The following is a 26,255-nucleotide window of genomic DNA, read 5'->3' as shown; positions in this document are numbered from 1 at the left end:
TCTCGCGAAGAGGGGATTTTTTTCTTTTGAAGAACAAGAACTCACTACCATGCAGAAGAAATCGATTTATGTAGCCTACACTGGCGGTACCATCGGTATGCAGCGCTCCGAAAACGGCTATATCCCCGTCTCCGGCCACCTGCAGCGTCAGCTTGCGCTGATGCCAGAATTCCACCGTCCGGAAATGCCTGACTTTACGATCCATGAATACGAGCCGCTGATGGACTCCTCCGACATGACGCCGGAAGACTGGCAGCATATCGCGGATGACATTAAAGCCCATTACGACCAGTACGACGGCTTCGTGATCCTGCACGGCACCGACACCATGGCGTTTACCGCCTCGGCGCTCTCCTTCATGCTGGAGAACCTGAGCAAGCCGGTTATCGTCACCGGGTCGCAAATTCCGCTGGCGGAGCTGCGCTCGGACGGGCAGATCAACCTGCTGAACTCCCTGTACGTGGCGGCGAATTACCCGATTAACGAAGTGTCGCTGTTCTTTAACAACCGTCTGTATCGCGGTAACCGCACCACCAAAGCCCATGCCGACGGCTTTGACGCCTTCGCCTCCCCAAACCTGCAGCCGCTGCTTGAGGCCGGTATTCATATCCGTCGTCTGGGAACCCCTCCTGCGCCGAACACAGCGGGCGAGCTGATTGTGCATCCGATTACTCCGCAACCGATTGGCGTGGTCACCATCTATCCGGGTATCTCTGCGGACGTGGTGCGTAACTTCCTGCGCCAGCCGGTGAAGGCGCTAATCCTGCGCTCCTACGGCGTGGGCAATGCGCCGCAGAATGGCGAATTTCTGAAAGAGCTTCAGGAAGCCAGCGAGCGCGGAATTGTGGTAGTGAACCTGACCCAGTGTATGTCCGGTAAAGTGAATATGGGCGGCTATGCCACCGGCAACGCGCTGGCGCATGCTGGTGTGATCAGCGGCTTCGATATGACCGTTGAGGCAACGCTGACTAAACTTCACTATTTACTGAGTCAGGATCTGGACATTCAGTCCATTCGCAGCGCGATGATGCAAAACCTGCGCGGCGAACTGACCCCGGACGAATAAGGAGTGCTCATGAAGCAACGCGCCCTGCTACTGGTCGATTTGCAAAATGATTTCTGCGCGGGCGGTGCGCTGGCCGTCGCCGAAGGTGACAGCACCGTTGACGTGGCAAACACGCTGATTGACTGGTGCAAAGCCCGTGGTGAAGCGGTTGTCGCAAGCCAGGACTGGCACCCTGCGAATCACGGCAGCTTTGCCAGCCAGCACAACGTAGAGCCCTTCACCCAGGGTGAACTCGACGGGCTGGCGCAAACTTTCTGGCCGGATCACTGCGTACAGCAGACGGAAGGCGCGGAGTTACATCCGCTCCTGAACCAGAAAGCCGTCGACGCAGTGTTCCATAAAGGTGAAAACCCTGCTATCGACAGCTATAGCGCGTTTTTTGATAACGGGCATCGCCAGAAAACGGCGCTGGACGCCTGGTTGCGTCACCACGAAATCACGGAGCTGATCGTACTGGGCCTGGCGACGGACTACTGCGTGAAGTTCACCGTGCTGGATGCGCTTCAGCTTGGCTACACCGTCAGCGTCATCACCGACGGCTGCCGCGGGGTGAACATTCAACCACAGGACAGCGCTCAGGCGTTTATGGATATGGCTGCGGAAGGCGCAACCCTGTATACGCTCGAAGACTGGCTGGAAACGCAGGCATAGTCTTTTACGCCCTCTCCCTGTTGGAGAGGGCATCAACCCGCACCGTTATTGCATTTTAATCGTCGCAATCGGCTTCGGCGTGATACCGAAGTCCTCTTTCAGCTCGCGCTTGCTCTTCATCACCATCTGGCCTTTGGTGTCGATCGTCATGTGCTGTGCGTCGGAGTTGTTGCGCGCCTGCCACAGCATCACCAGCTGCAAACTGTTCTCTTTTTGCTCCGGCGTCAGCGCAACGCCGTCGGGCCATTTTCCCAGCTCCACGGCGGTCACCAGACGCTGATAAATCTCCGGCGTCATGCCGCTAATCATGTCATCAATATTCACACTCGCGCCCTTTCAAAGGAATAATTTGCTGAATCGTTTTTTCAACCCTTAATCTGGTCACCGTTTTCATCATCGGTGAAGCTCATTGAGGCTGAATTTACGCAGAAACGTTCGCCGGTAGGCTGAGGTCCATCCGGGAAAACGTGCCCAAGGTGCGCATCGCAGTTGCCGCAGCGAATTTCCGTACGCACCATGCCGTGCGACGAGTCGGTCAGATAGCGGATTGCCTCATCGCTCACCGGCTCATAGAAACTCGGCCAGCCGCAGCCAGAATCAAATTTCGTTTGTGAATTAAACAGCGGGGCATCACAGACCAGGCAGTGGTAGACGCCGTCCCGCTTGTTGTGCAGTAAACGCCCGGTGAACGGCGGTTCCGTTCCGTGATTCTGCGTCACGTAAAACTGCATTTCTGTGAGGTTTTTTTTCAAATCGTCAGGGTTACGTTGGTTCGACATATGCTTACATCTCGCTGTAGAAACAGACATCTTTCAACCCGGATTCTAACAAAACATTAACACCCTTGCGTGCACTTTTGATCTAAACTTATGTGTCGCGAATAAGCGGTCAGGCAATTGTGATCACGTTCACATTTTTATCCTGCGAGGACTTTAAAATCCCGGCGCAGCCCCCATATGGGTGCAAGCTCAAAGGGAAAGTGAGGCGAGTCAGTCGCACAAACGTTAGTCACAGGATTGATTTGTCGCAATGATTGACACGATTCCGCTTGACGCTGCGTAAGGTTTTTGTAATTTTACAGGCAACCTTTTATTCACTAACAAATAGCTGGTGGAATATATGACTATCAAAGTAGGTATCAACGGTTTTGGCCGTATCGGCCGTATTGTTTTCCGTGCTGCTCAGAAACGTTCTGACATCGAAATCGTTGGTATCAACGATCTCCTGGACGCTGAATACATGGCGTACATGCTGAAGTACGACTCAACTCACGGTCGTTTCGACGGCACCGTTGAAGTGAAAGACGGCCACCTGGTTGTTAATGGCAAAACCATCCGCGTTACTGCTGAAAAAGACCCAGCTAACCTGAAATGGAACGAAATCGGTGTTGACGTTGTTGCTGAAGCAACCGGTATCTTCCTGACCGACGAAACTGCGCGTAAACACATCACCGCTGGTGCGAAGAAAGTTGTTCTGACTGGTCCTTCCAAAGACAACACCCCAATGTTCGTTCGTGGTGCAAACTTCGAAACTTACGCTGGCCAAGATATCGTCTCTAACGCATCCTGCACCACCAACTGCCTGGCACCGCTGGCTAAAGTTATCAACGACAACTTCGGCATCATCGAAGGTCTGATGACTACCGTTCACGCGACCACCGCTACTCAGAAAACCGTTGATGGCCCGTCTCACAAAGACTGGCGCGGCGGCCGTGGCGCGGCTCAGAACATCATCCCATCCTCTACCGGTGCTGCTAAAGCTGTAGGTAAAGTACTGCCAGAACTGAATGGCAAACTGACTGGTATGGCGTTCCGCGTTCCAACTCCAAACGTATCTGTTGTTGACCTGACCGTTCGTCTGGAAAAAGCTGCTTCTTATGAAGAAATTAAGAAAGCAATCAAAGCTGCTTCCGAAGGCGCAATGAAAGGCGTTCTGGGCTACACCGAAGACGACGTTGTTTCTACCGACTTCAACGGCGAAGTATGCACTTCCGTGTTCGATGCTAAAGCAGGTATCGCACTGAACGACAACTTCGTTAAACTGGTTTCCTGGTACGACAACGAAACTGGCTACTCTAACAAAGTACTGGACCTGATCGCTCACATCTCCAAATAAGTTGAGATGAGTGCTTGATCCAAAAAGGCGACTTCGGTCGCCTTTTTTTATTTATAAGACAGAGGATTGCTTAATGATTAATAAAATTTTTGCACTTCCGGTAGTCGAACAGCTTACCCCTGTGCTCTCCCGCCGTCAGATTGACGGTGCTGATATCATCGTCGTTGACCATCCGCGTGTTAAAGCGTCCGTGGCGCTGAACGGCGCTCACCTGCTCTCCTGGAAACCGGAAGGCGAAGCTGAAGGTTTGTGGCTGAGCGATGCGACCTCCTTCAAAAAAGGGGCCGCAATCCGCGGTGGCGTGCCTATCTGCTGGCCGTGGTTTGGCCCGTCCGCCCAGCAGGGTTTGCCTTCTCACGGTTTTGCCCGTAACCAGCAGTGGACCCTGAAAGCGCACAACGAAGACGATAACGGCGCCGTGCTGACCTTTGAGCTGCAGGCTAATGATGAAACCCGCGCCCTGTGGCCGCACGATTTCACCCTGTATGCCCGCTTCAAGCTGGGTAAAACCTGCGAAATCGAACTGGAAGCTCACGGCGAGTTCGAAACCACCTCTGCCCTGCACACCTATTTCAACGTGGGTGATATCAGCGCAGTGAAGGTGAGCGGCCTGGGCGATACCTATATCGATAAAGTCGATAACGCGAAAGAAGGCAAACTGAGCGACGGCGTTCAGGCATTCCCTGACCGTACCGACCGCGTCTACCTGCACCCGGAAGCGTGTAGCGTGATCCACGACGGCGCCCTGAACCGCGGCATTGAAGTGGTCCATCATCATCACAGCGATGTGGTGGGCTGGAACCCGGGTCCTGCGCTGTCCGTCAGCATGGCCGACATGACGGATGAGGGTTATAAAACGTTTGTCTGCGTGGAAACGGCTCGCGTGACCAACCCGCAGAAAGCGAGTGAAGAAAAACCGTCTCGTTTAGGGCAGACGATTCGCATTGTGAAGCGATAATTTCTCTGCACCACGCTAAAGCAAACGGGGCGCAAGCGCCCCGTTTTGATGCATAGATTGCACTAAATTAATGCACAATCAGAACTTGTAGCTCACACCCACAGAGAAGATACCTGCCCAGGACTTATCGACCATCGGGCTATCCTTCACTTCGTCGCTCAGACGCTCGTAGCGGCCGGTACCGTACACGCTCCAGTCGCCAAGGAAGTTGTAGCTCGCTGTCAGCTCCAGGTAAGGATCCCAGCCGTCATCTGCACTATAACTTTTCAGACCACTGCGGCGGGACTCATTTTTAGAGACGCCGTAGTAATAGTCGTTGTAGTTCTCGCTGTTGTACTGCACACCGATACCCGGCGTCAGGGTCAGCCCACCGTTGGTATAGCGGTACAGCCACGCCAGGTCCCAGATAAAGCCGTTGCTGTTATCCAGCGTGTCACCCGCCAGGGCCGTACGCAGGAAGCCATACTGGGTGTTATGCACGTATGAGAGGCCGGCCATCATCGAGCTTTTACGCTTGTCGAGCTGGCGAAGCGCGTGGCTGTCACTGTCACCCGGCTTGAAGTGCGTTGGATCGTAGTAGGCCATTATGGAGAGCTTATCGGCCTTGTCGTTCCAGAGATAGTAGCCGCCGCCGAGCCCGCGGAACCAGACGTTATCCCCTTCATAGGTGATAACCGGAACAGGATACACATCACGGTCATACTGTTTGTACGGGCTGTTAATGACGCCAACACCCGCGCCAAGCGTCCACTGACTTTCCGCCTGTGCGGTGCTTACTGCGGTCGCGGCAAGGATGCCTAATGCCAGAAGTTTGAGTTTGGTCACAATCCATTCTTTCCTGTAGTCAAATAATCAGCGGGTGAAGTGTAACCGCCATTCCCGTACATCCCAAAATTTTTTGCCTGCTAATCAGTCTGATTAACCCGTTATTTTTAACTTTTCAGATGACAACACGCTTTCATTTATATGACCGCTGAATGAAAAACGTGCATTTGTCTTATAACGACAGTGGAAATTTTTGGATGAGTTATTGATATGTCATTGAAAGTAGATTTTATGGGCATGCAAGTTTTGCAAATGCCATCTACGCTTTAATTTAAGAAGAGTTTTCCTGAACACCCTGCGGTTCTTAGCGTCTGACCTGGCACACAGGTTGCTGCTCTGGCAGTGAGGTGCGAGAGATTCTCTTCCGGGAGCCTCCACTACTCATACGAACGGCTCTTATCCTGTGCTAAAAAACGAAAGGACGGCATGCCATGAATATATTCGATCACTATCGCCAGCGCTATGAAGCTGCCAAGGACGAAGAGTTCACACTGCAGGAGTTTCTTACCATCTGTCGGCAAGATCGCAGTGCCTATGCCAATGCGGCAGAACGGCTATTGATGGCTATTGGTGAGCCAAACATGGTTGACACTGCCCTGGAACCCCGGCTTTCCCGTCTCTTTTCGAATCGGGTGGTCGCCCGATATCCGGCGTTTGAAGAGTTCTATGGTATGGAAGATGCCATCGAACAGATTGTCTCCTATCTGAAGCATGCCGCTCAGGGTCTGGAAGAGAAGAAACAGATCCTCTATTTACTCGGCCCCGTGGGCGGCGGTAAATCCTCGCTGGCGGAACGCCTGAAGTCGCTGATGCAGCGCGTGCCTATCTATGTGCTGAGCGCCAACGGCGAGCGCAGCCCGGTGAATGACCATCCGCTGTGCCTGTTCAATCCGCAGGAAGATGCGCAGATTCTGGATAAAGAATACGGTATACCGCGTCGCTACCTCGGCACCATCATGTCGCCGTGGGCGGCAAAACGCCTGCACGAGTTTGGTGGCGATATCACCAAATTCCGCGTGGTGAAGGTCTGGCCATCTATCCTTGAACAGATCGCCATCGCCAAAACTGAACCCGGCGATGAGAACAACCAGGACATCTCGGCGCTGGTGGGTAAAGTTGACATCCGCAAGCTGGAAAACTTCGCGCAAAACGATCCGGATGCCTACGGTTACTCAGGCGCGCTGTGCCGGGCTAACCAGGGGATCATGGAATTCGTCGAGATGTTTAAAGCACCGATTAAAGTGCTGCATCCTCTGCTGACGGCTACCCAGGAAGGCAACTACAACGGGACGGAAGGTATCTCCGCCCTGCCGTTTAACGGGATCATTCTTGCTCACTCGAACGAATCTGAATGGGTGACCTTCCGTAACAATAAAAACAATGAGGCCTTCCTTGACCGCGTGTACATCGTCAAGGTGCCTTATTGCCTGCGGATCTCTGAAGAGATCAAAATTTACGAGAAACTGCTTAACCACAGTGAGCTGGTGCATGCGCCGTGCGCACCGGGCACCCTGGAAACGCTGTCTCGCTTCTCCATCCTTTCGCGCCTGAAAGAGCCGGAAAACTCCAGCATCTACTCGAAAATGCGCGTGTATGACGGTGAGAGCCTGAAGGATACCGATCCGAAAGCGAAATCGTATCAGGAATACCGCGACTACGCCGGGGTCGATGAAGGGATGAACGGTCTGTCCACGCGCTTCGCGTTTAAGATCCTCTCCCGCGTCTTTAACTTCGACCATGCGGAAGTGGCGGCCAACCCGGTTCATCTGTTCTACGTGCTGGAACAGCAAATCGAACGCGAACAGTTCCCGCAGGAGCAGGCTGAACGCTATCTTGAGTTCCTGAAAGGTTACCTGATCCCGAAATACGCCGAGTTCATCGGCAAAGAGATCCAGACGGCCTACCTGGAATCCTATTCAGAGTACGGGCAGAACATTTTTGACCGTTACGTCACCTACGCTGACTTCTGGATCCAGGATCAGGAGTACCGCGACCCGGATACCGGCCAGCTGTTTGACCGTGAATCCCTGAACGCGGAGCTGGAAAAAATCGAGAAGCCTGCCGGGATCAGCAACCCGAAAGACTTCCGTAATGAGATTGTGAACTTCGTCCTGCGCGCCAGAGCGCATAACAACGGGCGCAATCCGAACTGGACCAGCTACGAGAAGCTGCGCACGGTCATTGAGAAGAAAATGTTCTCCAATACCGAAGAGCTGCTGCCGGTGATCTCGTTTAACGCCAAAACCTCAACCGATGAACAGAAAAAACACGACGATTTTGTCGACCGTATGATGGAAAAAGGCTACACCCGCAAACAGGTGCGCCTGCTCTGCGAATGGTACCTGCGCGTGCGTAAATCGTCTTAAAACAAGTGCCCGGCGGCGCTTAGAGCCTGCCGGGCCTACAAAATGCAAGTTGGCAAATGCAGTACGGGGGGTATATGACCTGGTTTATTGACCGGCGTCTTAACGGCAAAAACAAGAGCACGGTGAACCGCCAGCGCTTCTTGCGTCGTTATAAAGCGCAAATTAAACAGTCTATCTCCGAGGCCATCAACAAACGCTCGGTGACCGACGTCGACAGCGGCGAGTCTGTCTCCATCCCCACCGATGACATCAGCGAACCGATGTTTCATCAGGGGCGAGGCGGCCTGCGCCATCGCGTACACCCAGGTAATGACCACTTCGTTCAGAACGACAGAATTGAGCGCCCTCAGGGCGGCGGAGGTGGTTCAGGAAGCGGTCAGGGACAGGCCAGCCAGGACGGTGAAGGTCAGGACGAATTTGTCTTCCAGATTTCGAAAGATGAATATCTCGACCTGCTGTTCGAAGACCTGGCGCTGCCGAATCTGAAAAAGAATCAGCATCGTCAGCTTAATGAATATAAAACCCACCGCGCGGGCTACACCGCCAACGGCGTACCCGCCAACATCAGCGTCGTACGTTCGCTGCAGAATTCGCTGGCGCGACGCACGGCCATGACGGCAGGAAAACGTCGCGAGCTGCGCGAGCTGGAGAGCAGCCTGAAGGTGGTGGAAAACACGGAACCGGCGCAACTGCTGGAAGAGGAGCGCCTGCGTAAAGAGATTGCAGAGCTGAGGGCGAAGATCGAACGGGTACCGTTTATCGACACCTTTGACCTGCGCTACAAGAACTACGAAAAACGCCCTGAGCCCTCCAGCCAGGCGGTGATGTTCTGTCTGATGGACGTGTCCGGCTCGATGGACCAGGCAACCAAGGATATGGCGAAGCGTTTTTATATTTTGCTCTACCTTTTCCTGAGCAGAACCTATAAGAACGTGGAGGTGGTCTATATCCGCCACCACACCCAGGCGAAGGAGGTGGATGAACATGAGTTCTTCTACTCTCAGGAAACCGGGGGGACCATCGTCTCGAGCGCGCTGAAGCTGATGGATGAAGTGGTCAAAGAGCGCTACGATCCGGCGCAGTGGAATATTTATGCTGCGCAGGCGTCGGACGGCGATAACTGGGCCGACGACTCGCCGCTGTGTCACGAGATTCTGGCGAAGAAAATTCTGCCTGTGGTGCGTTACTACAGCTATATCGAAATCACCCGCCGCGCGCACCAGACTCTGTGGCGAGAATATGAGCATCTGCAGGCGATGTTCGACAATTTTGCCATGCAGCATATCCGTGACCAGGATGATATTTATCCGGTGTTCAGAGAGCTGTTCCACAAACAGTCTGCTACCAGCAACGCATAATCCAACAGCCAGCGAGCCCGCTGGCTGTTTTCTTTCGACCCCGCTCATCCCGTGCTAATGTAGAACGCTGCATACTGGATTATCACCGGGAAATCGTTATGACTGATGACGTTATTGGGGCAGGAACCCACCAGCAACTGATTACCTTACTCACCGAGCAGGGCGCGCGGTTTCGCGTCATGGAGCACGAGGCTGTCGGGAAATGTGAAGCGGTAAGTGAAATTCGCGGGACCGACCTGCGGCAAGGCGCAAAAGCCCTGGTCTGCAAGGTGAAGGGAAACGGCGTAAAAAAACACGTTCTGGCGATCCTCGCCGCCGATCTGCAGGCTGACCTGAGCCAGCTTGCAAGCCATTTTGGCGGGCTAAAAGCCTCCCTCGCCAGCCCGGCGGAAGTCGATGCCCTGACCGCCTGCGTTTTCGGCGCTATCCCGCCCTTTAGCTTCCATCCTGATTTGGCACTGGTTGCCGACCCGCTGCTGTTCGAGCGTTTTGACGAAATCGCGTTTAACGCCGGCCTGCTGGAGAAATCCGTGATTATGGATACCCAGGATTACCTGCGCATCGCCCGTCCTGAGCTTGTCACCTTCCATAAAGCGTAACTGCGATGGCTGACGCCCTGTCAGCCTTTTCGTTCCAGAAACAGCACGGAGGCAACGAGAATAGCGGCAATAGCGAAAAACGATGAGGAGATAATCAGCGTTTCAACAAACATGTGATCGTTCATGATGGCGACCCTTTTGCGATATCTGCTTTCGTTTTAATCCGCGTAAATGACAAGGTAATGACAACGATAAAATCTTTTTAAAACTGTTCTCTGCCGCGTTTGCGCGTACAGTAAACAGAACAATTTTTCTGGCAAGGATTCCCTATGTTTGACCCTACTCTGCTCATTCTTCTGGCACTGGCCGCGCTCGGCTTTGTCAGCCATAACACCACCGTCGCCATCTCGATTCTGGTGCTGATTATTGTGCGCGTGACCCCGTTAAATACCTTTTTTCCGTGGATAGAAAAACAAGGCCTCACCATCGGGATCATCATCTTAACCATCGGGGTAATGGCGCCCATCGCCAGCGGTACGCTTCCTGCATCAACCCTGCTGCACTCGTTCGTAAACTGGAAATCGCTGGTGGCGATCGCGGTGGGGATTTTTGTTTCGTGGCTGGGGGGACGCGGCGTTACGCTGATGAGCAGCCAGCCCTCGCTGGTGGCGGGTCTGCTGGTGGGCACCGTGCTGGGCGTGGCGCTCTTTCGTGGCGTACCGGTCGGCCCGCTCATTGCGGCAGGCCTTGTCTCTCTGTTTATCGGGAAGTCGTAGTCAGGCTGGCCATATAACGCGCTGGCGTCTGGCCCAGTCCCTTTCTGAACATGGTGATAAACGCGGTGGTAGAGTCATAGCCCAGTGACTGGGCCACCTGCTGTACCGATTTCCCGCCGATCAGGTGCTGTAATGCCACAATTAGCTGCAGCTGGTGACGCCAGCGGCGAAAGCTTAAGCCGGTCTCTTTCACCACCAGCCGCGCCAGGCTGCGTTCGCTCATGGCGAAGTGGCTCGCCCATTGCGCCAGCGTCTGCCAGGCGGCGGGCTCTTCCGCCATTTTCTCGCTCATCAGCCTAATTTTGGGATGGGGCGAGACGGGCAGCTGCAGATGCTCCTGACGCTGGAGCGGCAGCTCATCAAACAGGACGTCCACCAGACGCGAGGTGGCCGCGAGCTGCAGCTGTTCACGAGATTTTTCCGCGAGCGATAAAATCAGCTCCCGCACCAGGGGGGAGATTTTCAGGGTACAGCAGCGCTCGGGCAGGCTGACGGCCCCCGGCTCAATAAACAAAAAGCAGAGCTGCGCGCCCGGCGTGGCCCTGTTGCTATGCGGCATTTGCCCGGGGATCCAGACGGCGTATTGAGGCGGCACCATCAGCATCGCATTTTCCACTTCACAGGTGATTGCGCCGCCGAGGGCCAGAATCAGCTGCCCCTTACGGTGATGATGTCGGGGAATATACTGTTCCTCCGCCACCACGCGGATGCGAAATGCGACGGCCGCATCGTACTGGCTATCTGGATCGTAGCCTTCCAGTCCCAGACCAATCATCAGTTTGTCCGATATTAGCGATAAACTGTCATTTTAGCCTGATTTCAACCGCTGATAAAATGGGTATTGTGTGCGCTCGCTTGAACGTATGAGAACATAATGACTACTGCTATTCGCACCTCAGGAAAACACGGCGCGCTGTTGATTGCAGGCATCCTGATGATTGCCACTACGCTTCGCGTCACCTTTACCGGCGCAGCGCCGCTGCTCGATACAATTCGTCTTGATTATGGCTTAAGTACGGCGCAAACCGGTCTGCTGACCACCCTGCCCCTGCTGGCTTTCGCCCTCGTCTCGCCGCTCGCCGCGGGCGTTGCCCGGCGTATCGGCATGGAGCGCAGCCTGTTTATCGCCCTGCTGCTGATTTGCGTCGGGATTGCCGTTCGCTCCCTGCCTTCCGCCGCTTTGCTTTTCACCGGAACGGCGATCGTCGGCTGCGGTATTGCGCTCGGGAACGTGCTGTTACCCGGATTAATTAAGCGTGATTTTCCCGGCCAGGTGGCGAAGCTCACCGGAGCCTATTCCCTGACGATGGGCGTCTCGGCGGCGTTTGGCTCAGCGATGATTGTTCCCCTGGCACAGGGTAGCGCTGGCTGGCATGGCGCGCTGCTGATGCTGATGGCGTTTCCGCTGGTCGCGCTGCTGCTCTGGCTGCCCCAGTGGCGTCAGAAACACGTCGCAACGGTAACGGCCGCAGGCGCGCTGCATAACCGCGCGATCTGGCGCTCGGCCCTCGCCTGGCAGGTCACGCTCTTTTTGGGGATAAACTCGCTGATTTACTACGTCATCATCGGCTGGCTGCCGGCGATACTGCTGAGCCACGGCTACAGCGAAGCGCAGGCTGGCTCGGTGCACGGTCTGTTGCAGCTGGCTACGGCCGTGCCGGGACTCGCCGTTCCGCTGATCCTTCACCGTCTGAAAGACCAGCGGGCGATCGCAGGCACGGTGGCGCTGATGTGCGCGATAAGCGCGGCGGGATTATGGTTTATGCCGGGCATGGCGGTGATGTGGACGCTGGTGTTTGGCTTTGGCACAGGGGCAACGATGATCCTCGGCCTGACGTTCATCGGTCTGCGCGCCAGTTCTGCACACCAGGCGGCGGCGTTGTCCGGCATGGCGCAGTCGATTGGCTATCTGCTCGCCGCCTGCGGTCCCCCGCTGATGGGAAAAATTCACGATAGCGCGGGAGACTGGCAAATCCCGCTTCTGGGCTGCGCCCTGGCCGCCGTGATAATGGCCCTCTGCGGCATCTTAGCCGGGCGAGACCGGGAGATCGCGCCCCGTTAAACAGTGTGGCAGACCCTCGGGTCTGCCTTTTTTACCCGCGAGCGGCGCGCAGCATCGCCTGCACCAGCACGACCGGACGCCCTTCGAGCGCGGCACGCTCGTGCTGGAATAAGGTGATCACGAAGAACGGGTGCGTAACCAGCTCCGCGGCGCGAATTTCACCCTGATCGTCCCAGCCCGTTACATGCATATCACCGCTTTCCAGCGCCTGCGCAAACGCCGGCGACACGCCATAGTTACAGTGATACCCCTCTTCAATTTCCGGTTTGCCGTACGCTTTGGCGATCAGCGTATTTTTGCGCAGTTCAATCGCATCGGTTTTTTCCACCAGCGAGCAGGTCAGCGGCGCAATCACCATGGTGCCTTCGGTATCCGTCTCAGCGTGTGCCGCATCGGCCCAGCCCAGCACGTTTCGGGCATACTCAATCAGCGCGTGCTGGAACCCGCCGCAGGTGCCCAGGAACGGGATGCTGTTTTCACGGGCGTAGCGCGCGGCAATAAAAGCGGCCTCGGTGTTTTTGTAGGGGCTGGCAGGAACCAGCCAGATGGCATCGTAGCCCACCAGATCTTCAGGGCTAGTCAGCTCCGTGGTGGCCAGCCAGTCGTAATCGGCGGTGAGGTCAAGGACTGCGGCGGCGTCGTCAATGGCCAACGGGATCGCCTGATGCGCAATAACATTGGGATTGTAGTCGCCAACCAGCGCAATGCGCAGCGTCGTTTTAACCGGGAGGTGTTCCATGAAAGGTTCCTTATGCCAGAGTATTATCAGATAACATAAGGAACCTCAGACTACCGATCTTTTGCAATTATCACAATACCTTAAATTGGGAGGGTGAAATCATGATTCAGTGCAAACGCGTTTACGAACAGGCAGTTCCGGACGACGGCTATCGGGTGCTGGTGGACAGGCTCTGGCCTCGCGGGGTTAAAAAAACGGACCTCGTTTATGACGAATGGTGTAAAGCGCTCACGCCCTCGAATGAACTACGCAAGGCCTTTCATAGCGAAACCATTGATTTCACCGCCTTCAGTAAGGCCTATCGGGAAGAGCTTGCGCAGCATGCTAACGAGGGAGTGCGTCTGGCGACGCTGGCGCGCAGGCAGACCGTCACCCTGCTCTTTGCTGCCAAAAACACGGAGCAAAATCACGCCCTGATCTTAGCCGACTGGCTGCGTCATCTGTGATCAGCCGATCGTCAGTTCATCCAGAATTTGCGGCGCTTCATCCGGGGTGAGCGGCATCAGATGTTCGGCGCGTACAAACGCAAAGCCGTGCTGGTTGTCAAAGGCGTAGACATCACCCGTCACCAGCCAAAGCGCGCGATCTGCGGTGGCCGGTAATTGCGTCATCACGCCGTTGACCGGGTTAACAAAACGCAGGCCAGGCTGGCAGAGGCCAAATAGCTCAACAGATTTACCAATATTGCGACGGCCTGACGCCGTGCGGGCACCCACGATCATCGCCATGCTGCCCGGTTTTAGCTGAAACATACTTCTCTCGCGGAAACGAATGCCAGAAACTGGCTAAGATTAATCCTAAAGAGAAGTGTATCGCAGGTGGTATCCGTCTGTCACCTGATGGGTTGCGGATGATCGCGACGATAGAGCGTCCATTCATCGAGCACTTCGCCGCCCGGTAATTTGCACTCGGTGCGAACGCCCTGCGGGCTTTGAACCGGGATCTGTTCCCCGCCTTTCTCCAGGCAGTAGACGGAGGCCGGGTTCGCCATACCAATAACGTGCGGCGGTTTCGGCGCATCGGGTGGCGTGGGTTTTGCGGTACAGGCGGTCAGGGGAAGCGCCAGCGCCAGAAGCAGAAATCTCATCTCATTGATCCTTTTGACGTCATTACACCCTAAGGGTAACGGGTCATCGCCGCGTTCTCCATGATTTCTCCATTTTAACTGCACTTTTCAGCACTATAGTGTGGCATGTTCTCGATTTGACCAGAGAACATCATTCCGTAATCAAGATGTCTTTGCCCCGGTCTCAACAACGGGGCTTTTTTTCTCGCCTGCTCCCCGCTTCCTGCATATATTAAATTTTCTGTATTCATGTTTTACTATGCCTGAAGCCTAAAAACTCAGCATAACATGCAGATGCAGACGTCTTCTGCCAGGGAGTCATTCTACGTCATGTCGGATCTTATCCTCGCTCGCGTTTCAGAAACCCTTGCCACCGAGCAGTCCCTTGAAAGCCTCGTTCGCCAGCTGCTGGAGATGCTGGAGATTGTCACCGACATGGAGTCGACCTACCTGACGAAGGTCGATATCGAGGCGCGGCTGCAGCACATCCTCTACGCCCGCAACAGCAAGCAGATGACGATCCCGGAGGGTCTGAGCGTCCCATGGGACGAGACGCTGTGCAAGCGTGCGCTGGACAGTGACACGTTATTCAGCAATGACGTACCCGAACGTTGGCCCGAGTGTGAAGCCGCAAAAGCGCTTGGCATTACGACCTACATGAGTATACCTGTCCATCTTGCGGATGGTTCACTCTACGGTACGCTCTGCGCCACCAGCACGGCCAGAAAGCCGCTTAGCGAGCGCGGGGAACAGGTTCTGAAGCTCTTCGCCGGGCTGATCGCCCAGTCCATTCAGAAAGAGTCGCTGGTAACCCAGCTTCGCGAAGCCAATGCGGCCCTCATCGCGCACTCCTACACGGATGCCCTTACCGGTTTACCCAACCGTCGCGCCATTTTTGAAGATCTGACCACGCTGTTTTCTCTGGCCCGGCACCTTAAGCGTAACGCCATCATCGCGTTCATCGATCTGAATGATTTCAAACTGATTAACGATCGTTACGGCCATGAGGCTGGCGACCAGTTCCTGATAGAAGTGGGCAAGCGTTTGAAGGAAGAGAAACAGCAGGACGATATTATCGGTCGACTGGGTGGTGATGAATTTCTGGTCGCATCGCTGAGCCAGCTCCACGAGGACGGAGATAACGCGCAGGTTACGCTGCTCAAAACGCGCCTCAGCGCCTGCATCGCAGGCGAATACTGGCTGGGCAGCGTTCATATTATTTATCCGGGCGCCAGCCTCGGCGTTATCGAAGTGGACCCTGCCGCAACCGATCCTGACAGCGCATTACGCGACGCGGATGTCGCGATGTATCAGGATAAGAAAGGAAAAAGCAAAACACGCTTTCTCACTATGGATTAACCCCGTACACTCTACGGCGTTACAAAAACCGAAACAGGTGATGATATGAGAATAGGGATCCTCTTCCCGGTCGTTATTTTTATAACGGCGGTGATTTTTTTAGCGTGGTTTTTTGTCGGTGGTTACGCGGCGCCTGGGGCATAAATGAGAAAAACGACCCTCATTATGCTGATCGTTGCCATCGCGGCGTTTGCCGGCACCCAGCTTGGCTGGTGGTAAACGCCAATACGTAAAAAGGCCGCCATCTGGCAGCCTTTTTTCAACGCTTTTAAGCCTTAGCTTTTGATTTTTCTGTAGATAAACAGAACAACCAGCGCACCAATCACCGCGACGGCGAAACTGCCGAAGTTAAAGCCATCGACTTTGCCAAAACCGAACAGCGTACTGATCCAGCCGCCGACTACTGCGCCGACAATACCCAGTATTACGGTGACGATAAACCCACCGCCATCTTTGCCCGGCATGATCCACTTCGCCAGAATACCCGCAATAAGCCCAAAGATAATCCAGGATAAAATTCCCATAACTTTCCTCTCTGTATGGTTTTTGTCATTAAATCAACGACACAAAAAAGAATAGCACAGGATTTCAGAAAGGAAATTTGTGATAGGCGTCACAATGAGAGAGTGAGTGATTATTCATCAACAAAAAGAGCGTGCCACATAAACTGTGGGGTTGCATCTTTTGTTGAGAAAGATTATCTTTCTCAACACTGAATAGTTGAGCGAAATACTCAGGTATTCAGTACGACATTGCTCACATTGCTTCCAGTTTTTCTTGCCCACTCCTGAGTGGGCTTTTTTTTCTGCTCATACCCCAACAAACGCGTAACGGTTACGTCCTGCGCGCTTTGCCTGATAGAGGGCCTGGTCAGCGGCAATAATGATATTTTGCTGGCTGCCAGCGATGTCGACGGCACGTGCGGTAGAAATCCCGACGCTGACCGTTACCCGTCCGAAGGGGCTAAAAGCATGCGCGATTTGCAGGGAAAACACATTTCGAATAATCGTCTGCGCCAGTCGGAGCGCATCCTGAATATCCGTATCCGGCAATATCAGCGCAAATTCCTCTCCGCCGTATCGCGCCACAATCTGATTATCACGCGTAAGGCTCTCCCTGAGGCTGTTTCCGAGCATTGCCAGACACCGGTCCCCTTCCGGATGACCGTAGTTATCGTTGTATTTTTTGAAGTAGTCCACGTCCACGATCAGTATCGAAATCGGTGCGTCATGCTCAGCACACATAGTGATTTCCGAGAGGATTTTTTCATCAAAGAAGCGGCGGTTGTACAGCCCGGTCAACGCATCTTCTGAGGCAATAATCTTCAGCGCTTTGTTATCCCTTGTTTTTCGGGACAGGTCGGAATACAGGAAGTATGACGCCACGATGAGGATCGCCGTGAACACGAAAATGAGCACCGCCAGCTGAATGGCCTGTTTGCGCCAGGCTGCAAGGGCTTCATCAATGCTAACGGCCACGGTGGTGACCAGTCCGTAGCGTCTGTTTTTCTCGTAGGCATAAATGCGCTCGATTTTATCAAACCGTGAGATGGAGCTGGCTATCCCCGAATTTTGTACCTTGAGATATTTCCTGAATAGCGGTGAATCAGAAACAATCGTGCCGATATAAGTATTTTTAAAGGGATAACGGACCAGCAGCACGCCTGATTGCGTCGTTAAGCCGATGACGCCCGAGTGACCGATATTAATCTGCCCGTAGAGTGCCAGAAAATTTTCGATACCCAGCGTCACCACCACCACTCCGTTAAATGCCCCGCTCTCGGTTTCAAGGCGTCGACTGATGGTGATAACCCATTTGCCATTGGTTCTGCTTACCACCGGCTCCCCAATAAAAATCTGCTGAGTTTTATTTTCTTTGTGATAGATAAAAAACTCTCTGTCCGAGCCTTTGCGTGACCCGGTAAAACTTTCATGCAGTGCGGTGAAGATATCGCCCTGAGCGTTGTAAACAACCACATTATTAATCTGGGTAAGAAGGTTATCCTGATTATTGATCATGTGCTGAATATTGGTCGCCTGCTGCGGGGTCATACCATAAATTTCGATTATGTCGGAAACGGTAGTAATTAACATTTCACTCTGGCGCATGATCCCCTCGGTGTAGACATCAAGGGTATGGCTCAGGTTAGCAACGCTGGTATTAATTTGCTGGATTGACTGCTGTCTGGACGTGGCTATTTGGACGGCGAGCGACAGCGAGAGGATCAATGAAACAATGATGACGGTAATGGTTGTTGTGTAAAAAGTATTTTTCACATGCACGAGCTTTTCCACCTTATCACGCCTGACATCCCTGGCTGACAACTCTTGTCACTGTAACAAAGCTCGGGATAAGAGGAAAATGAATTGCACTTAAGCAGACAACGGAAGCTTGCCTTTATTTTGATTTACAAACTTACGATCTCCCTGGGTTTAGATAAAATGACTTTAATAAAATCGATATAGGAGACGGGCTTACCAAAATAATATCCCTGTAACAGGGTAATCTCATTACGGTTGAGATACTCCAGCTGCTCTTTTGTTTCTACTCCTTCAGCTACAATGCGCAATGAGAGTTTTTTCGCCAGATCAATGACGCAGTCCAGCAGGATCGTTGAGTCCTTTTCCTCTGAAACCCGGTTCACAAAGCTTTTATCAATTTTAATATAATCAATGGCAAGCGCATTAAGACATGACAGCCCGGAATAACCCGTACCAAAATCATCAAGGGCAATAACAAAACCGGCGTTATGCAGCATGTTGAGGTTTTCCACCAGGTGAGGATTATCGATCAGCGGTTCACGCTCGGTCACCTCGAGAACCAGTTTGACCTCTTTACCCTGAAACCCCTTCCCGAAGAGGCGACAGTCCCCGATAAAGGAAGGTGCATTGATGTGTCTGGCGCTGATGTTCACCCCGATATGAAACCCGTCCGGTAGCTTAGGCAACAGTGGTTTAAGCTGTGCGACCACTTTCGCCATCAACCCTTTGGTTAACGGGATAATTAAACCGCTACGTTCGGCAATCGGAATAAAGACATCCGGCGGGATAAAGCCTGACTTTGGATGTTTCCATCTCGCCAGGACCTCAACGCCGTACAACCCGCCGGTATCCCCGTTCACGATCGGCTGATAATAAGGCTCGATCTCCCCCTGCAAAATGGCTTTGCGCAAATCGTCTTCGAATGAGGTGCTTTTCCCCTTGTAACGACGGATCAAAATGCCCACCGCCACGGATAATGCAAGAATAAGCAGTATCAGGCTCCATCCCTGGTGCAGTAGCCGCGTCAGGCTAAAAAAGGCAGGAGGCTGCCAGGCCAGGCTAAAGGGGAAGTGCGAAGAGGTCGTCAGTGACCCCGCCCACGAGGCCGCTTTCCAGCCGGTCACATCACCGCTGCGGGTAAACATTCTTTCGCCGACAACCAGTCCCAGGCCAACGCTATTTGATGCGCTCGTAATGGCATCCTGCAAATGCGCGTCGCTGATGCTGACCATGACGCGCCCTCCCGCAACGGGCATCTGAAAGACAAGCACCGGCATGCCGTTCACCAGCCGATTGCCGGGTAGCAGCATCAACTTTTCGGCAGGTAAGGTCTCAGGGTGAATAATCAATACGCCATTCCCGGGAAGGGAAGTACAGATGATTCTGCCCTGCTGCTGGATCATGATGGCGCGCAGATGCGGTTTTAGCGCGGCTTCCGTCCCCAGCGCCAGCTGTCCGCTACTGGTACATCCCTGCTCCGCAACGCGCTTCGCCGTGTTGGCCGCACTGACTGCTTCAGCCAGAATACTTTCTATTTTTTGGGTGCCTGCCATCGCGGCATGACTATTACTCAGCTTCGCCATCTGCCATAGCTGCCAGTTAATAATCAGAATGCCGCTCAGAAAAAGAAACAGGGCACTCATAATAGGGATCATCACGTTGCGCACGATTTTTTCCTTAATAGAAAAAACAAGCATGGATGTTCTGGAAGAAAAGCCTGTGCTAATCCGGCGTTGCTTATGGCAATGAAAATAGCTTAGCTGAGAATTGTCTTAAAAAACTGATGCTTTCGTATGAGTTCACCTGCCCGAATTTGCTCACATGACGTGACTATCAGGCTTGTTCCTTGCCCAGGCTGTGTTAAGCTTTGTGAAATCAGGGAGCGGACTGGATATCTGGAAAATGAAAAAGCTCATTGCCGTTGCTATCGTTTCAACGCTTCTGGTCTTCCTGTCTCTTTATGCCGTCAATGCTGTCATCACAGGACAGCAGAAGAGCAAACAGCTCGAAATATCCCGAACCCTTTTACATTATTCAGAAGACCTGTCCCAAAACGTTGCGCTGGGCCTAAAAAGCATAACGACGCAGGGATGTGATAAAGCCAGCCTTGATAGCTACAGACAAATCAAGCTTAATAATCTTTATTTTGGCGATATAGGTTTTATCGAAAAGGGAAAAATAGTCTGTACCGCTTTTTGGGGGAAACTCGCAACGCCCGTTGCACTTCCTGCAGAACTGCATAAAACGCCGAGAGGCTTTCTCCTGGCCCAGTTTTCGCGAAAAGACTTTTTCACGGGCAACGCGGCAATTTATAACAATATTATTATCTTCACCTCCCGCTATGCTTACGATAAATTCAGCCCGGTTACCGCAAGTTATTCGCTAAGTGCTACCACGAAAGACTTCGGCAGAGTCTTTTTTTCGGCCGCTCCGGAGCTAAATCAGCAGAGCTGGCTGCATTCGACGTTGTTTACCCTGACCCTGACGCAGTGCAGCGCCTTCTGGGACCTGTGCGTCATCGTGAAGCATCATGACGCTGGGCTGGCCTCGTTACCTCCGTTTATCTTTGCGCTTCTTGCGGTCATTCTCTGTTTGATCTGGATCGCGATTACGTTGTTTATCTTCCGAATCTATGAAGATCGTTTTTCTCTGGAACGCACGCTGATCAAAGCCGTCATCACGAATACCATCTGCGTTAACTATCAGCCCATTATCCGTATTCGCGATCAAAAAATCGTGGGCGTCGAAGTTCTGTCGAGATGGCGCGATCAAAAGCACGGGGACGTCTCTCCGGAGCTTTTTATTCCATTAATTAAGAAGATTGGTCTGTATAAAAAATATTATAGTAATATTATCGAAAAATCCCTTTCCGAAATTGCCCCACTGGCAATAAAACACCAGCTGATAGTATCAATAAACGTTGGGCGGAAGGAAATTGAAGATGGACAGTTCATTACCATTTTGCGTCGTGCGTGTTTTGCCAATCACCTTCCCCTTTCCCTGATGAAGGTCGAACTCTCTGAGAAAGCCGTTTCCACGGCAGATATCCTGGAGGGATTCTGTCGGGAGCTCAAATCGCTCGGCGTTAAAATATCAATAGATGATTTTGGCGTGCAAAACTCGAACCTCGCACGCCTGTCGCTGCTTGAATATGATGAAATCAAAATTGATAAGTCGCTGGTGGACGGCATCAGCGAGCATTATAAACAAAACATCTTCGCTATCTTCAGCGATGCTCTTGCAAGATTGAATAAAACGCTTGTATTCGAGGGCGTGGAAAATGAAATTCAATATCGCTTTATTGCGGACAGATATCCCGATGCCCTGATCCAGGGATGGTATTTTTCAAAAGCACTCACCCGCAGCGAACTGGCGAAGCAACTCACCGGCGTCACACCGTAATCCAAAACTGGCGTGCCCGTTTTTTCCCGTCGGGCATTTCAATTTTTTACGCAAAAACATATAGTCGTCACAATCAGACGGTAGATTACCCTGAAGCACACTCATATTTTGGTTAAAAACGTGAAATTATCCTTACTATTCCCAGTGGTACTCTTTTGCCTGACCGTTATTTTCGCGCTGTTTATCGACGCCCCCGCTTCGCATATTCTGCGGAAAAAGTGCATGTGGTCCGATAGCGTGATGCTGAGCTGTATCGCAAAGCATCAGCATAACGGTTTTTGAAGCAGGCTATTCATTTCCCCACTGATTGAGGAAGTTCGCAATATCATCAATGCGCCCCGCACGGATCCCGGCCTCTGCGGCCATCTCCTGCTGGGCTTCCTCGCTAATCTCCTCGTTATTCGATAAACGGGTAAGCAGCAGCTCGAAATAATGCGCAAGCGCGTCGAGCTCTGACTCAGCGACGGACTCTGCGGCTTCCGTCGCGTACTCATCGGCAATGTCATAATATTTCAGTGGGATATCGTTGTTCATAACTGTCTCGTAGCAAACCTGTAAGGGTGAAGCCATCAGTATATCGGACGCCTTATCTCAACCAAAGCATTGCGTCAGATGAGCAACGCAAGCAGCGCCGCGAGAGCGGGTACGGCCTGTACATACAAAATTTTCCGGCTGGCGGTGGCTGCGCCAAACAGTCCGGCGATCAGTACACAGGTCAGGAAGAAGATGGCTACCTGGATCCCCTTTTCGCCGAGCCAGAGGCTCCAGAGCAGACCTGCCGCCAGAAAACCGTTATACAGCCCCTGATTCGCGGCCAGTACGCGGGTATCGCGCGCAAAATCAGGACGCAGATTAAAGGCCTTGTGCCCTGTTTTGGTATTCCACAGGAACATTTCCAGCACAAGAATGTAGAGATGGATGAATGCAACGACAGCGATAAGAATAGTAGCTAGCATCGTGGTGTCTCCCGCAGGCAGAGGCAAAAAAAACGGGAACCCTCAGGCCCCCGCTCTTGTTTAACCCAGAATCTGGATTACATGTTCGCGATAATCGCGTCGCCAAACTCTGAGCATTTCAGCAGCTTAGCGCCTTCCATCAGACGTTCGAAATCGTAAGTTACGGTTTTCGCGTTGATCGCGCCTTCCATACCTTTAACGATCAGGTCTGCGGCTTCGAACCATTCCATATGACGCAGCATCATTTCTGCAGACAGGATGATAGAGCCCGGGTTCACTTTGTCCTGACCCGCGTATTTTGGTGCAGTACCGTGTGTCGCTTCGAACAGGGCGCATTCGTCACCGATGTTCGCGCCAGGGGCGATACCGATACCGCCAACCTGCGCTGCCAGGGCGTCAGAAATGTAGTCACCGTTCAGGTTCATACAGGCAATCACGTCGTATTCTGCAGGACGCAGCAGGATCTGCTGCAGGAACGCATCGGCGATCACATCTTTAATGACGATTTCTTTGCCGGTGTTCGGGTTTTTGATCTTCTGCCATGGGCCGCCGTCGATCAGCTCACCGCCGAACTCTTCGGTCGCCAGCTGGTAGCCCCAGTCTTTGAACGCGCCTTCGGTGAACTTCATGATGTTGCCTTTGTGAACCAGGGTCACAGAGTCGCGGTCGTTGGTGATAGCGTATTCAATCGCCGCACGCACCAGACGCTTGGTCCCTTCTTCGGAACATGGCTTGATGCCGATACCACAATGCTCAGGGAAGCGAATTTTCTTCACGCCCATCTCTTCGCGCAGGAATTTAATCACTTTTTCTGCGTCAGCAGAGTCCGCTTTCCATTCGATACCCGCGTAGATGTCTTCTGAGTTTTCGCGGAAGATAACCATATCGGTCAGTTCAGGGTGCTTAACCGGGCTTGGGGTGCCCTGATAGTAACGAACCGGACGCAGGCACACGTACAGGTCCAGCTCCTGACGCAGTGCCACGTTCAGGGAACGGATACCGCCGCCAACTGGCGTCGTCAGTGGGCCTTTAATAGCAACGCGGTAGTCGCGGATCAGGTCCAGCGTTTCTGCTGGCAGCCAGACGTCCTGGCCATAAACTTGAGTAGATTTCTCACCGGTGTAAATTTCCATCCAGGAAATTTTACGCTCGCCTTTGTAGGCTTTCTCAACAGCGGCATCAACCACTTTCAGCATTGCCGGGGTAACGTCTACACCGATTCCGTCACCTTCGATGAACGGGATAATCGGATTGTGAGGAACGTTAATCTTGCCGTTTTGCAGGGTGATCTTTTTACCTTCCGCCGGAACAACTACTTTGCTTTCCATTAACCTCTCCTTCGAGCGCTTCTGGTTGTTACTGATCTTATGTTAATAAATTGTAATGAGCCCTTCGATAGTACCTGATTGTCCTGCGCCATGAAAGGTCTTCGTTATTAGGCTATAATGCGGCAATTGATAACGCCTGAAAATACCATGAAGAAAACTTCTTTTACAAAACACCGGGTTGAGCGATTCAGCTCACGACAAGCCGCCAGAAGACCGCAAGAAACCCAGCCAAAGCGGGTTATTTTGTTCAATAAACCCTACGATGTTTTGCCGCAGTTTACCGATGAAGCCGGGCGCAGCACGCTGAAGGATTTTATTCCCGTTCAGGGCGTCTACGCAGCCGGGCGTCTGGACCGCGACAGCGAAGGCCTGCTGGTCTTAACCAACGACGGAGCGCTGCAGGCGAGGCTCACGCAGCCGGGCAAACGCACCGGCAAAATCTACTTCGTCCAGGTCGAAGGCGAGCCGGACGAACAAACGCTGGAAAAATTGCGCAAAGGCGTCACGCTGAACGACGGCCCAACACTGCCCGCAGGTATTGAACGCGTGAATGAACCGGAGTGGCTGTGGCCGCGCAATCCGCCGATTCGTGAACGCAAATCCATCCCGACCAGCTGGCTCAAAATCACCCTTTACGAAGGCCGCAACCGTCAGGTTCGCCGCATGACCGCACATGTCGGCTTCCCTACCCTGCGTCTGATTCGCTACGCCATGGGCAGCTACACCCTGGATACGCTGGCAAACGGCGAATGGCGCGACGCTGCCCCTTAAGGAGAAATGATGTTTAAACCTCATGTTACGGTTGCCTGCGTGGTCCACGCCCGGGGTAAATTCCTGGTTGTCGAAGAGAGCATTAACGGCAAAGCGCTGTGGAACCAGCCTGCCGGACACCTTGAAGCCAATGAAACTCTGCTGGAGGCAGCAAAACGCGAGCTGTGGGAAGAGACAGGCATTCACGCTGAACCCCAGCACTTCATCCGTATGCACCAGTGGATTGCGCCCGACAGCACCCCGTTCCTGCGCTTTTTATTCGCCGTTGAGCTTAGCGAAACGTGCGCCACTGAGCCGCACGATGACGATATAGACCGCTGTCTGTGGGTCACCGCCGACGAGATCCAGAACGCGCCAAACCTGCGCTCCCCGCTGGTTGCGGAAAGCATTCGCTGCTGGCAGTCAGGCGCACGCCTGCCGCTGGATGTCATCGGCGCATTTAACTGGCCGTTTACAGAGGGTGCCAATGGTGGGGGGGCGTGATAGAATACGCCGCCTTGAAGTTCAATGTCGTGAGTATTCCATGTCAGATAACAGCCAGAAAAAAGTGATCGTCGGCATGTCCGGCGGTGTCGATTCCTCCGTTTCCGCCTACCTGTTACAGCAACAGGGCTATAAGGTGGAGGGCCTGTTCATGAAGAACTGGGAGGAAGATGACGGCGAGGAATACTGCACTGCCGCAGCGGATCTTGCCGACGCGCAGGCCGTATGCGATAAGCTCGGCATTGAACTGCACACCGTTAACTTTGCCGCAGAATACTGGGACAACGTTTTTGAACTGTTCCTGGAAGAGTACAAAGCGGGCCGCACGCCGAACCCGGATATTCTGTGCAACAAAGAGATCAAATTTAAGGCCTTCCTGGAATTCGCCGCGGAAGATCTGGGCGCTGACTACATCGCGACCGGCCACTATGTGCGTCGTGCAGACGTGAATGGTAAAAGCCAGCTGCTGCGCGGTCTGGACGGCAACAAAGATCAAAGCTATTTCCTCTATACGCTGAGCCACGAGCAGATCGCCCAGAGCCTGTTCCCGGTCGGCGAGCTGGAAAAGCCGCAGGTGCGTAAAATCGCCGAAGAGCTGGACCTGATCACCGCGAAGAAAAAAGACTCTACCGGCATCTGCTTCATCGGCGAGCGTAAATTCCGCGATTTCCTGGGGCGCTACCTGCCCGCACAGCCGGGTAAGATCGTCACCGTCGACGGTGAAGAGATTGGCCAGCATCAGGGGCTGATGTACCACACGCTCGGCCAGCGTAAAGGCCTGGGTATCGGCGGAACGAAAGAAGGTAGCGAAGATCCGTGGTACGTAGTCGACAAAGATGTCGAAAACAATATTCTGGTTGTTGCTCAGGGTCACGACCATCCGCGTCTGATGTCCGTTGGCCTGATCGCGCAACAGCTGCACTGGGTCGATCGTGAGCCGCTGAAAGGCACGCTGCGCTGCACGGTGAAAACACGCTACCGTCAGACCGATATTCCTTGCACCGTTACCGCGCTCGATGACGATCGCATTGACGTGCGCTTCGACGAGCCGGTTGCCGCCGTCACCCCAGGTCAGTCTGCTGTCTTCTACAGCGGTGAGATCTGCCTGGGCGGCGGGATCATTGAACAGCGCCTGCCGCTGCCTGCTGTTTAATACGATTGCACACATAAAGGA

30 protein-coding genes are annotated in these 26,255 nt (G+C 53.3%); 16 read left to right on the top strand and 14 right to left on the bottom strand.

Annotation, left to right across the window (positions count from 1 at the left end):
* Window positions 1–49 precede the first annotated feature (49 nt).
* A complete protein-coding gene (ansA, locus tag KGP22_RS08595) occupies window positions 50–1,066 on the top strand; it encodes an asparaginase (RefSeq protein ID WP_008500705.1) in 1,017 nt (338 codons plus the stop codon).
* A gap of 9 nt (window positions 1,067–1,075) precedes the next feature.
* Window positions 1,076–1,717 carry a bifunctional nicotinamidase/pyrazinamidase gene (pncA, locus tag KGP22_RS08590; RefSeq protein WP_223581888.1) on the top strand — a complete coding sequence of 214 codons (642 nt, stop codon included), beginning with the start codon at window positions 1,076–1,078 and terminating at the stop codon, window positions 1,715–1,717.
* 45 nt (window positions 1,718–1,762) lie between these two features.
* Here the strand turns inward: pncA and KGP22_RS08585 are convergent, their stop codons facing one another.
* Complete coding sequence (locus KGP22_RS08585; RefSeq protein WP_223581886.1) at window positions 1,763–2,041, bottom strand: YeaC family protein; 279 nt, start codon at window positions 2,039–2,041, stop codon at window positions 1,763–1,765.
* A gap of 41 nt (window positions 2,042–2,082) precedes the next feature.
* Window positions 2,083–2,496: a peptide-methionine (R)-S-oxide reductase MsrB gene (gene msrB, locus KGP22_RS08580; RefSeq protein WP_008500710.1), complete on the bottom strand. Its 414-nt coding sequence runs from the start codon at window positions 2,494–2,496 to the stop codon at window positions 2,083–2,085.
* 340 nt (window positions 2,497–2,836) lie between these two features.
* Here msrB and gapA point away from each other — a divergent pair, with 340 nt between their 5' ends.
* Both gapA and KGP22_RS08570 read left to right on the top strand, forming a co-directional pair.
* Window positions 2,837–3,832: a glyceraldehyde-3-phosphate dehydrogenase gene (gapA, locus tag KGP22_RS08575; RefSeq protein WP_014831506.1), complete on the top strand. Its 996-nt coding sequence runs from the start codon at window positions 2,837–2,839 to the stop codon at window positions 3,830–3,832.
* 73 nt (window positions 3,833–3,905) lie between these two features.
* Complete coding sequence (locus KGP22_RS08570) at window positions 3,906–4,790, top strand: D-hexose-6-phosphate mutarotase (RefSeq protein ID WP_115874792.1); 885 nt, start codon at window positions 3,906–3,908, stop codon at window positions 4,788–4,790.
* A gap of 78 nt (window positions 4,791–4,868) precedes the next feature.
* Here KGP22_RS08570 and KGP22_RS08565 read toward each other — a convergent pair whose 3' ends face one another.
* Window positions 4,869–5,615, bottom strand: coding sequence for a MipA/OmpV family protein (locus tag KGP22_RS08565; RefSeq protein WP_115874791.1), 747 nt, complete (start codon window positions 5,613–5,615; stop codon window positions 4,869–4,871).
* Between the two features lie 431 nt (window positions 5,616–6,046).
* Between KGP22_RS08565 and yeaG the strand changes: the two genes are divergently transcribed.
* The 3 genes from yeaG (at window position 6,047) to KGP22_RS08550 (ending at window position 9,938) form a co-directional block, all read left to right on the top strand.
* Window positions 6,047–7,981, top strand: coding sequence for a protein kinase YeaG (yeaG, locus tag KGP22_RS08560; RefSeq protein WP_008500713.1), 1,935 nt, complete (start codon window positions 6,047–6,049; stop codon window positions 7,979–7,981).
* A 74-nt stretch (window positions 7,982–8,055) separates the two neighbouring features.
* Window positions 8,056–9,339, top strand: coding sequence for a YeaH/YhbH family protein (locus KGP22_RS08555; RefSeq protein ID WP_032651499.1), 1,284 nt, complete (start codon window positions 8,056–8,058; stop codon window positions 9,337–9,339).
* 98 nt (window positions 9,340–9,437) lie between these two features.
* Entirely contained in the window at window positions 9,438–9,938 is a 501-nt protein-coding gene (locus tag KGP22_RS08550; protein WP_111965576.1) for a YbaK/prolyl-tRNA synthetase associated domain-containing protein, read from the top strand.
* A 20-nt stretch (window positions 9,939–9,958) separates the two neighbouring features.
* On the opposite strand, the gene yoaI is transcribed toward KGP22_RS08550, so the two are convergent.
* The gene (gene yoaI / locus KGP22_RS08545; RefSeq protein ID WP_111965575.1) at window positions 9,959–10,063 is read right to left on the bottom strand and encodes a small membrane protein YoaI; all 105 of its coding nucleotides are present in this window, start codon (window positions 10,061–10,063) and stop codon (window positions 9,959–9,961) included.
* A 144-nt stretch (window positions 10,064–10,207) separates the two neighbouring features.
* Between yoaI and KGP22_RS08540 the strand changes: the two genes are divergently transcribed.
* Window positions 10,208–10,654: a DUF441 domain-containing protein gene (locus tag KGP22_RS08540; RefSeq protein ID WP_024908579.1), complete on the top strand. Its 447-nt coding sequence runs from the start codon at window positions 10,208–10,210 to the stop codon at window positions 10,652–10,654.
* Here KGP22_RS08540 and KGP22_RS08535 read toward each other — a convergent pair.
* Complete coding sequence (locus tag KGP22_RS08535; RefSeq protein WP_149367499.1) at window positions 10,638–11,429, bottom strand: helix-turn-helix transcriptional regulator; 792 nt, start codon at window positions 11,427–11,429, stop codon at window positions 10,638–10,640. The genes KGP22_RS08540 and KGP22_RS08535 overlap by 17 nt on opposite strands.
* 99 nt (window positions 11,430–11,528) lie before the next feature.
* Between KGP22_RS08535 and KGP22_RS08530 the strand changes: the two genes are divergently transcribed.
* Window positions 11,529–12,716: a CynX/NimT family MFS transporter gene (locus KGP22_RS08530; RefSeq protein WP_223581884.1), complete on the top strand. Its 1,188-nt coding sequence runs from the start codon at window positions 11,529–11,531 to the stop codon at window positions 12,714–12,716.
* Window positions 12,717–12,747: 31 nt separating this feature from the next.
* On the opposite strand, the gene KGP22_RS08525 is transcribed toward KGP22_RS08530, so the two are convergent.
* A complete protein-coding gene (locus tag KGP22_RS08525; protein WP_133294187.1) occupies window positions 12,748–13,455 on the bottom strand; it encodes a CTP synthase in 708 nt (235 codons plus the stop codon).
* A 101-nt stretch (window positions 13,456–13,556) separates the two neighbouring features.
* On the opposite strand from KGP22_RS08525, the gene KGP22_RS08520 reads away from it, so the two are divergent.
* On the top strand, window positions 13,557–13,901 hold the full coding sequence (locus KGP22_RS08520; RefSeq protein WP_223581883.1) for a DUF488 domain-containing protein: 345 nt from the start codon (window positions 13,557–13,559) through the stop codon (window positions 13,899–13,901).
* On the opposite strand, the gene KGP22_RS08515 is transcribed toward KGP22_RS08520, so the two are convergent.
* Both KGP22_RS08515 and KGP22_RS08510 read right to left on the bottom strand, forming a co-directional pair.
* Entirely contained in the window at window positions 13,902–14,207 is a 306-nt protein-coding gene (locus tag KGP22_RS08515; protein ID WP_045401563.1) for a periplasmic protein, read from the bottom strand. It lies immediately after the preceding gene.
* An 80-nt stretch (window positions 14,208–14,287) separates the two neighbouring features.
* Complete coding sequence (locus KGP22_RS08510) at window positions 14,288–14,542, bottom strand: DUF333 domain-containing protein (protein ID WP_223581882.1); 255 nt, start codon at window positions 14,540–14,542, stop codon at window positions 14,288–14,290.
* Between the two features lie 309 nt (window positions 14,543–14,851).
* On the opposite strand from KGP22_RS08510, the gene KGP22_RS08505 reads away from it, so the two are divergent.
* Both KGP22_RS08505 and KGP22_RS08500 read left to right on the top strand, forming a co-directional pair.
* Entirely contained in the window at window positions 14,852–15,880 is a 1,029-nt protein-coding gene (locus KGP22_RS08505) for a sensor domain-containing diguanylate cyclase (RefSeq protein ID WP_149367497.1), read from the top strand.
* Window positions 15,881–15,925: 45 nt separating this feature from the next.
* Window positions 15,926–16,024 (top strand): YoaK family small membrane protein, encoded by a 99-nt coding sequence (locus KGP22_RS08500; protein WP_029739841.1) that lies wholly within the window; start codon window positions 15,926–15,928, stop codon window positions 16,022–16,024.
* Window positions 16,025–16,155: 131 nt separating this feature from the next.
* Here KGP22_RS08500 and KGP22_RS08495 read toward each other — a convergent pair whose 3' ends face one another.
* The 3 genes from KGP22_RS08495 to KGP22_RS08485 all read right to left on the bottom strand — a co-directional run bounded on the left by KGP22_RS08495 (window position 16,156) and on the right by KGP22_RS08485 (window position 19,808).
* On the bottom strand, window positions 16,156–16,404 hold the full coding sequence (locus KGP22_RS08495; protein ID WP_008500746.1) for a GlsB/YeaQ/YmgE family stress response membrane protein: 249 nt from the start codon (window positions 16,402–16,404) through the stop codon (window positions 16,156–16,158).
* Between the two features lie 285 nt (window positions 16,405–16,689).
* Window positions 16,690–18,162 (bottom strand): sensor domain-containing diguanylate cyclase, encoded by a 1,473-nt coding sequence (locus tag KGP22_RS08490; RefSeq protein ID WP_149367509.1) that lies wholly within the window; start codon window positions 18,160–18,162, stop codon window positions 16,690–16,692.
* Window positions 18,163–18,287: 125 nt separating this feature from the next.
* Window positions 18,288–19,808: a cyclic diguanylate phosphodiesterase gene (locus KGP22_RS08485; protein ID WP_149367496.1), complete on the bottom strand. Its 1,521-nt coding sequence runs from the start codon at window positions 19,806–19,808 to the stop codon at window positions 18,288–18,290.
* A 235-nt stretch (window positions 19,809–20,043) separates the two neighbouring features.
* Between KGP22_RS08485 and KGP22_RS08480 the strand changes: the two genes are divergently transcribed.
* Window positions 20,044–21,543, top strand: a complete 1,500-nt coding sequence (locus KGP22_RS08480) for a cyclic diguanylate phosphodiesterase (RefSeq protein WP_111965568.1) — start codon at window positions 20,044–20,046, stop codon at window positions 21,541–21,543.
* Between the two features lie 288 nt (window positions 21,544–21,831).
* On the opposite strand, the gene KGP22_RS08475 is transcribed toward KGP22_RS08480, so the two are convergent.
* From KGP22_RS08475 to icd, 3 genes are all read right to left on the bottom strand, one after another.
* A complete protein-coding gene (locus KGP22_RS08475) occupies window positions 21,832–22,077 on the bottom strand; it encodes a DUF2543 family protein (protein WP_223581881.1) in 246 nt (81 codons plus the stop codon).
* A 74-nt stretch (window positions 22,078–22,151) separates the two neighbouring features.
* Window positions 22,152–22,499: a DUF1304 domain-containing protein gene (locus tag KGP22_RS08470; protein ID WP_111965566.1), complete on the bottom strand. Its 348-nt coding sequence runs from the start codon at window positions 22,497–22,499 to the stop codon at window positions 22,152–22,154.
* Window positions 22,500–22,576: 77 nt separating this feature from the next.
* Window positions 22,577–23,827, bottom strand: a complete 1,251-nt coding sequence (icd, locus tag KGP22_RS08465; RefSeq protein WP_045327001.1) for an NADP-dependent isocitrate dehydrogenase — start codon at window positions 23,825–23,827, stop codon at window positions 22,577–22,579.
* Window positions 23,828–23,944: 117 nt separating this feature from the next.
* On the opposite strand from icd, the gene rluE reads away from it, so the two are divergent.
* From rluE to mnmA, 3 genes are read left to right on the top strand one after another with little or no spacing between them, the layout of a single operon-like run.
* On the top strand, window positions 23,945–24,598 hold the full coding sequence (rluE, locus tag KGP22_RS08460; RefSeq protein ID WP_111965565.1) for a 23S rRNA pseudouridine(2457) synthase RluE: 654 nt from the start codon (window positions 23,945–23,947) through the stop codon (window positions 24,596–24,598).
* Between the two features lie 9 nt (window positions 24,599–24,607).
* Window positions 24,608–25,081 (top strand): NUDIX hydrolase, encoded by a 474-nt coding sequence (locus KGP22_RS08455; RefSeq protein ID WP_111965564.1) that lies wholly within the window; start codon window positions 24,608–24,610, stop codon window positions 25,079–25,081.
* Window positions 25,082–25,121: 40 nt separating this feature from the next.
* Window positions 25,122–26,234: a tRNA 2-thiouridine(34) synthase MnmA gene (gene mnmA, locus KGP22_RS08450; protein ID WP_021241033.1), complete on the top strand. Its 1,113-nt coding sequence runs from the start codon at window positions 25,122–25,124 to the stop codon at window positions 26,232–26,234.
* The last annotated feature ends 21 nt before the right edge of the window (window positions 26,235–26,255 follow it).

Source organism: Enterobacter sp. JBIWA005, from assembly GCF_019968805.1.
Taxonomy (GTDB): Bacteria; Pseudomonadota; Gammaproteobacteria; order Enterobacterales; family Enterobacteriaceae; genus Enterobacter; species Enterobacter vonholyi.
The sequence above is the reverse complement of the archived record's forward strand: the minus strand, read 5'-3'. Positions and strand labels throughout refer to the sequence as shown.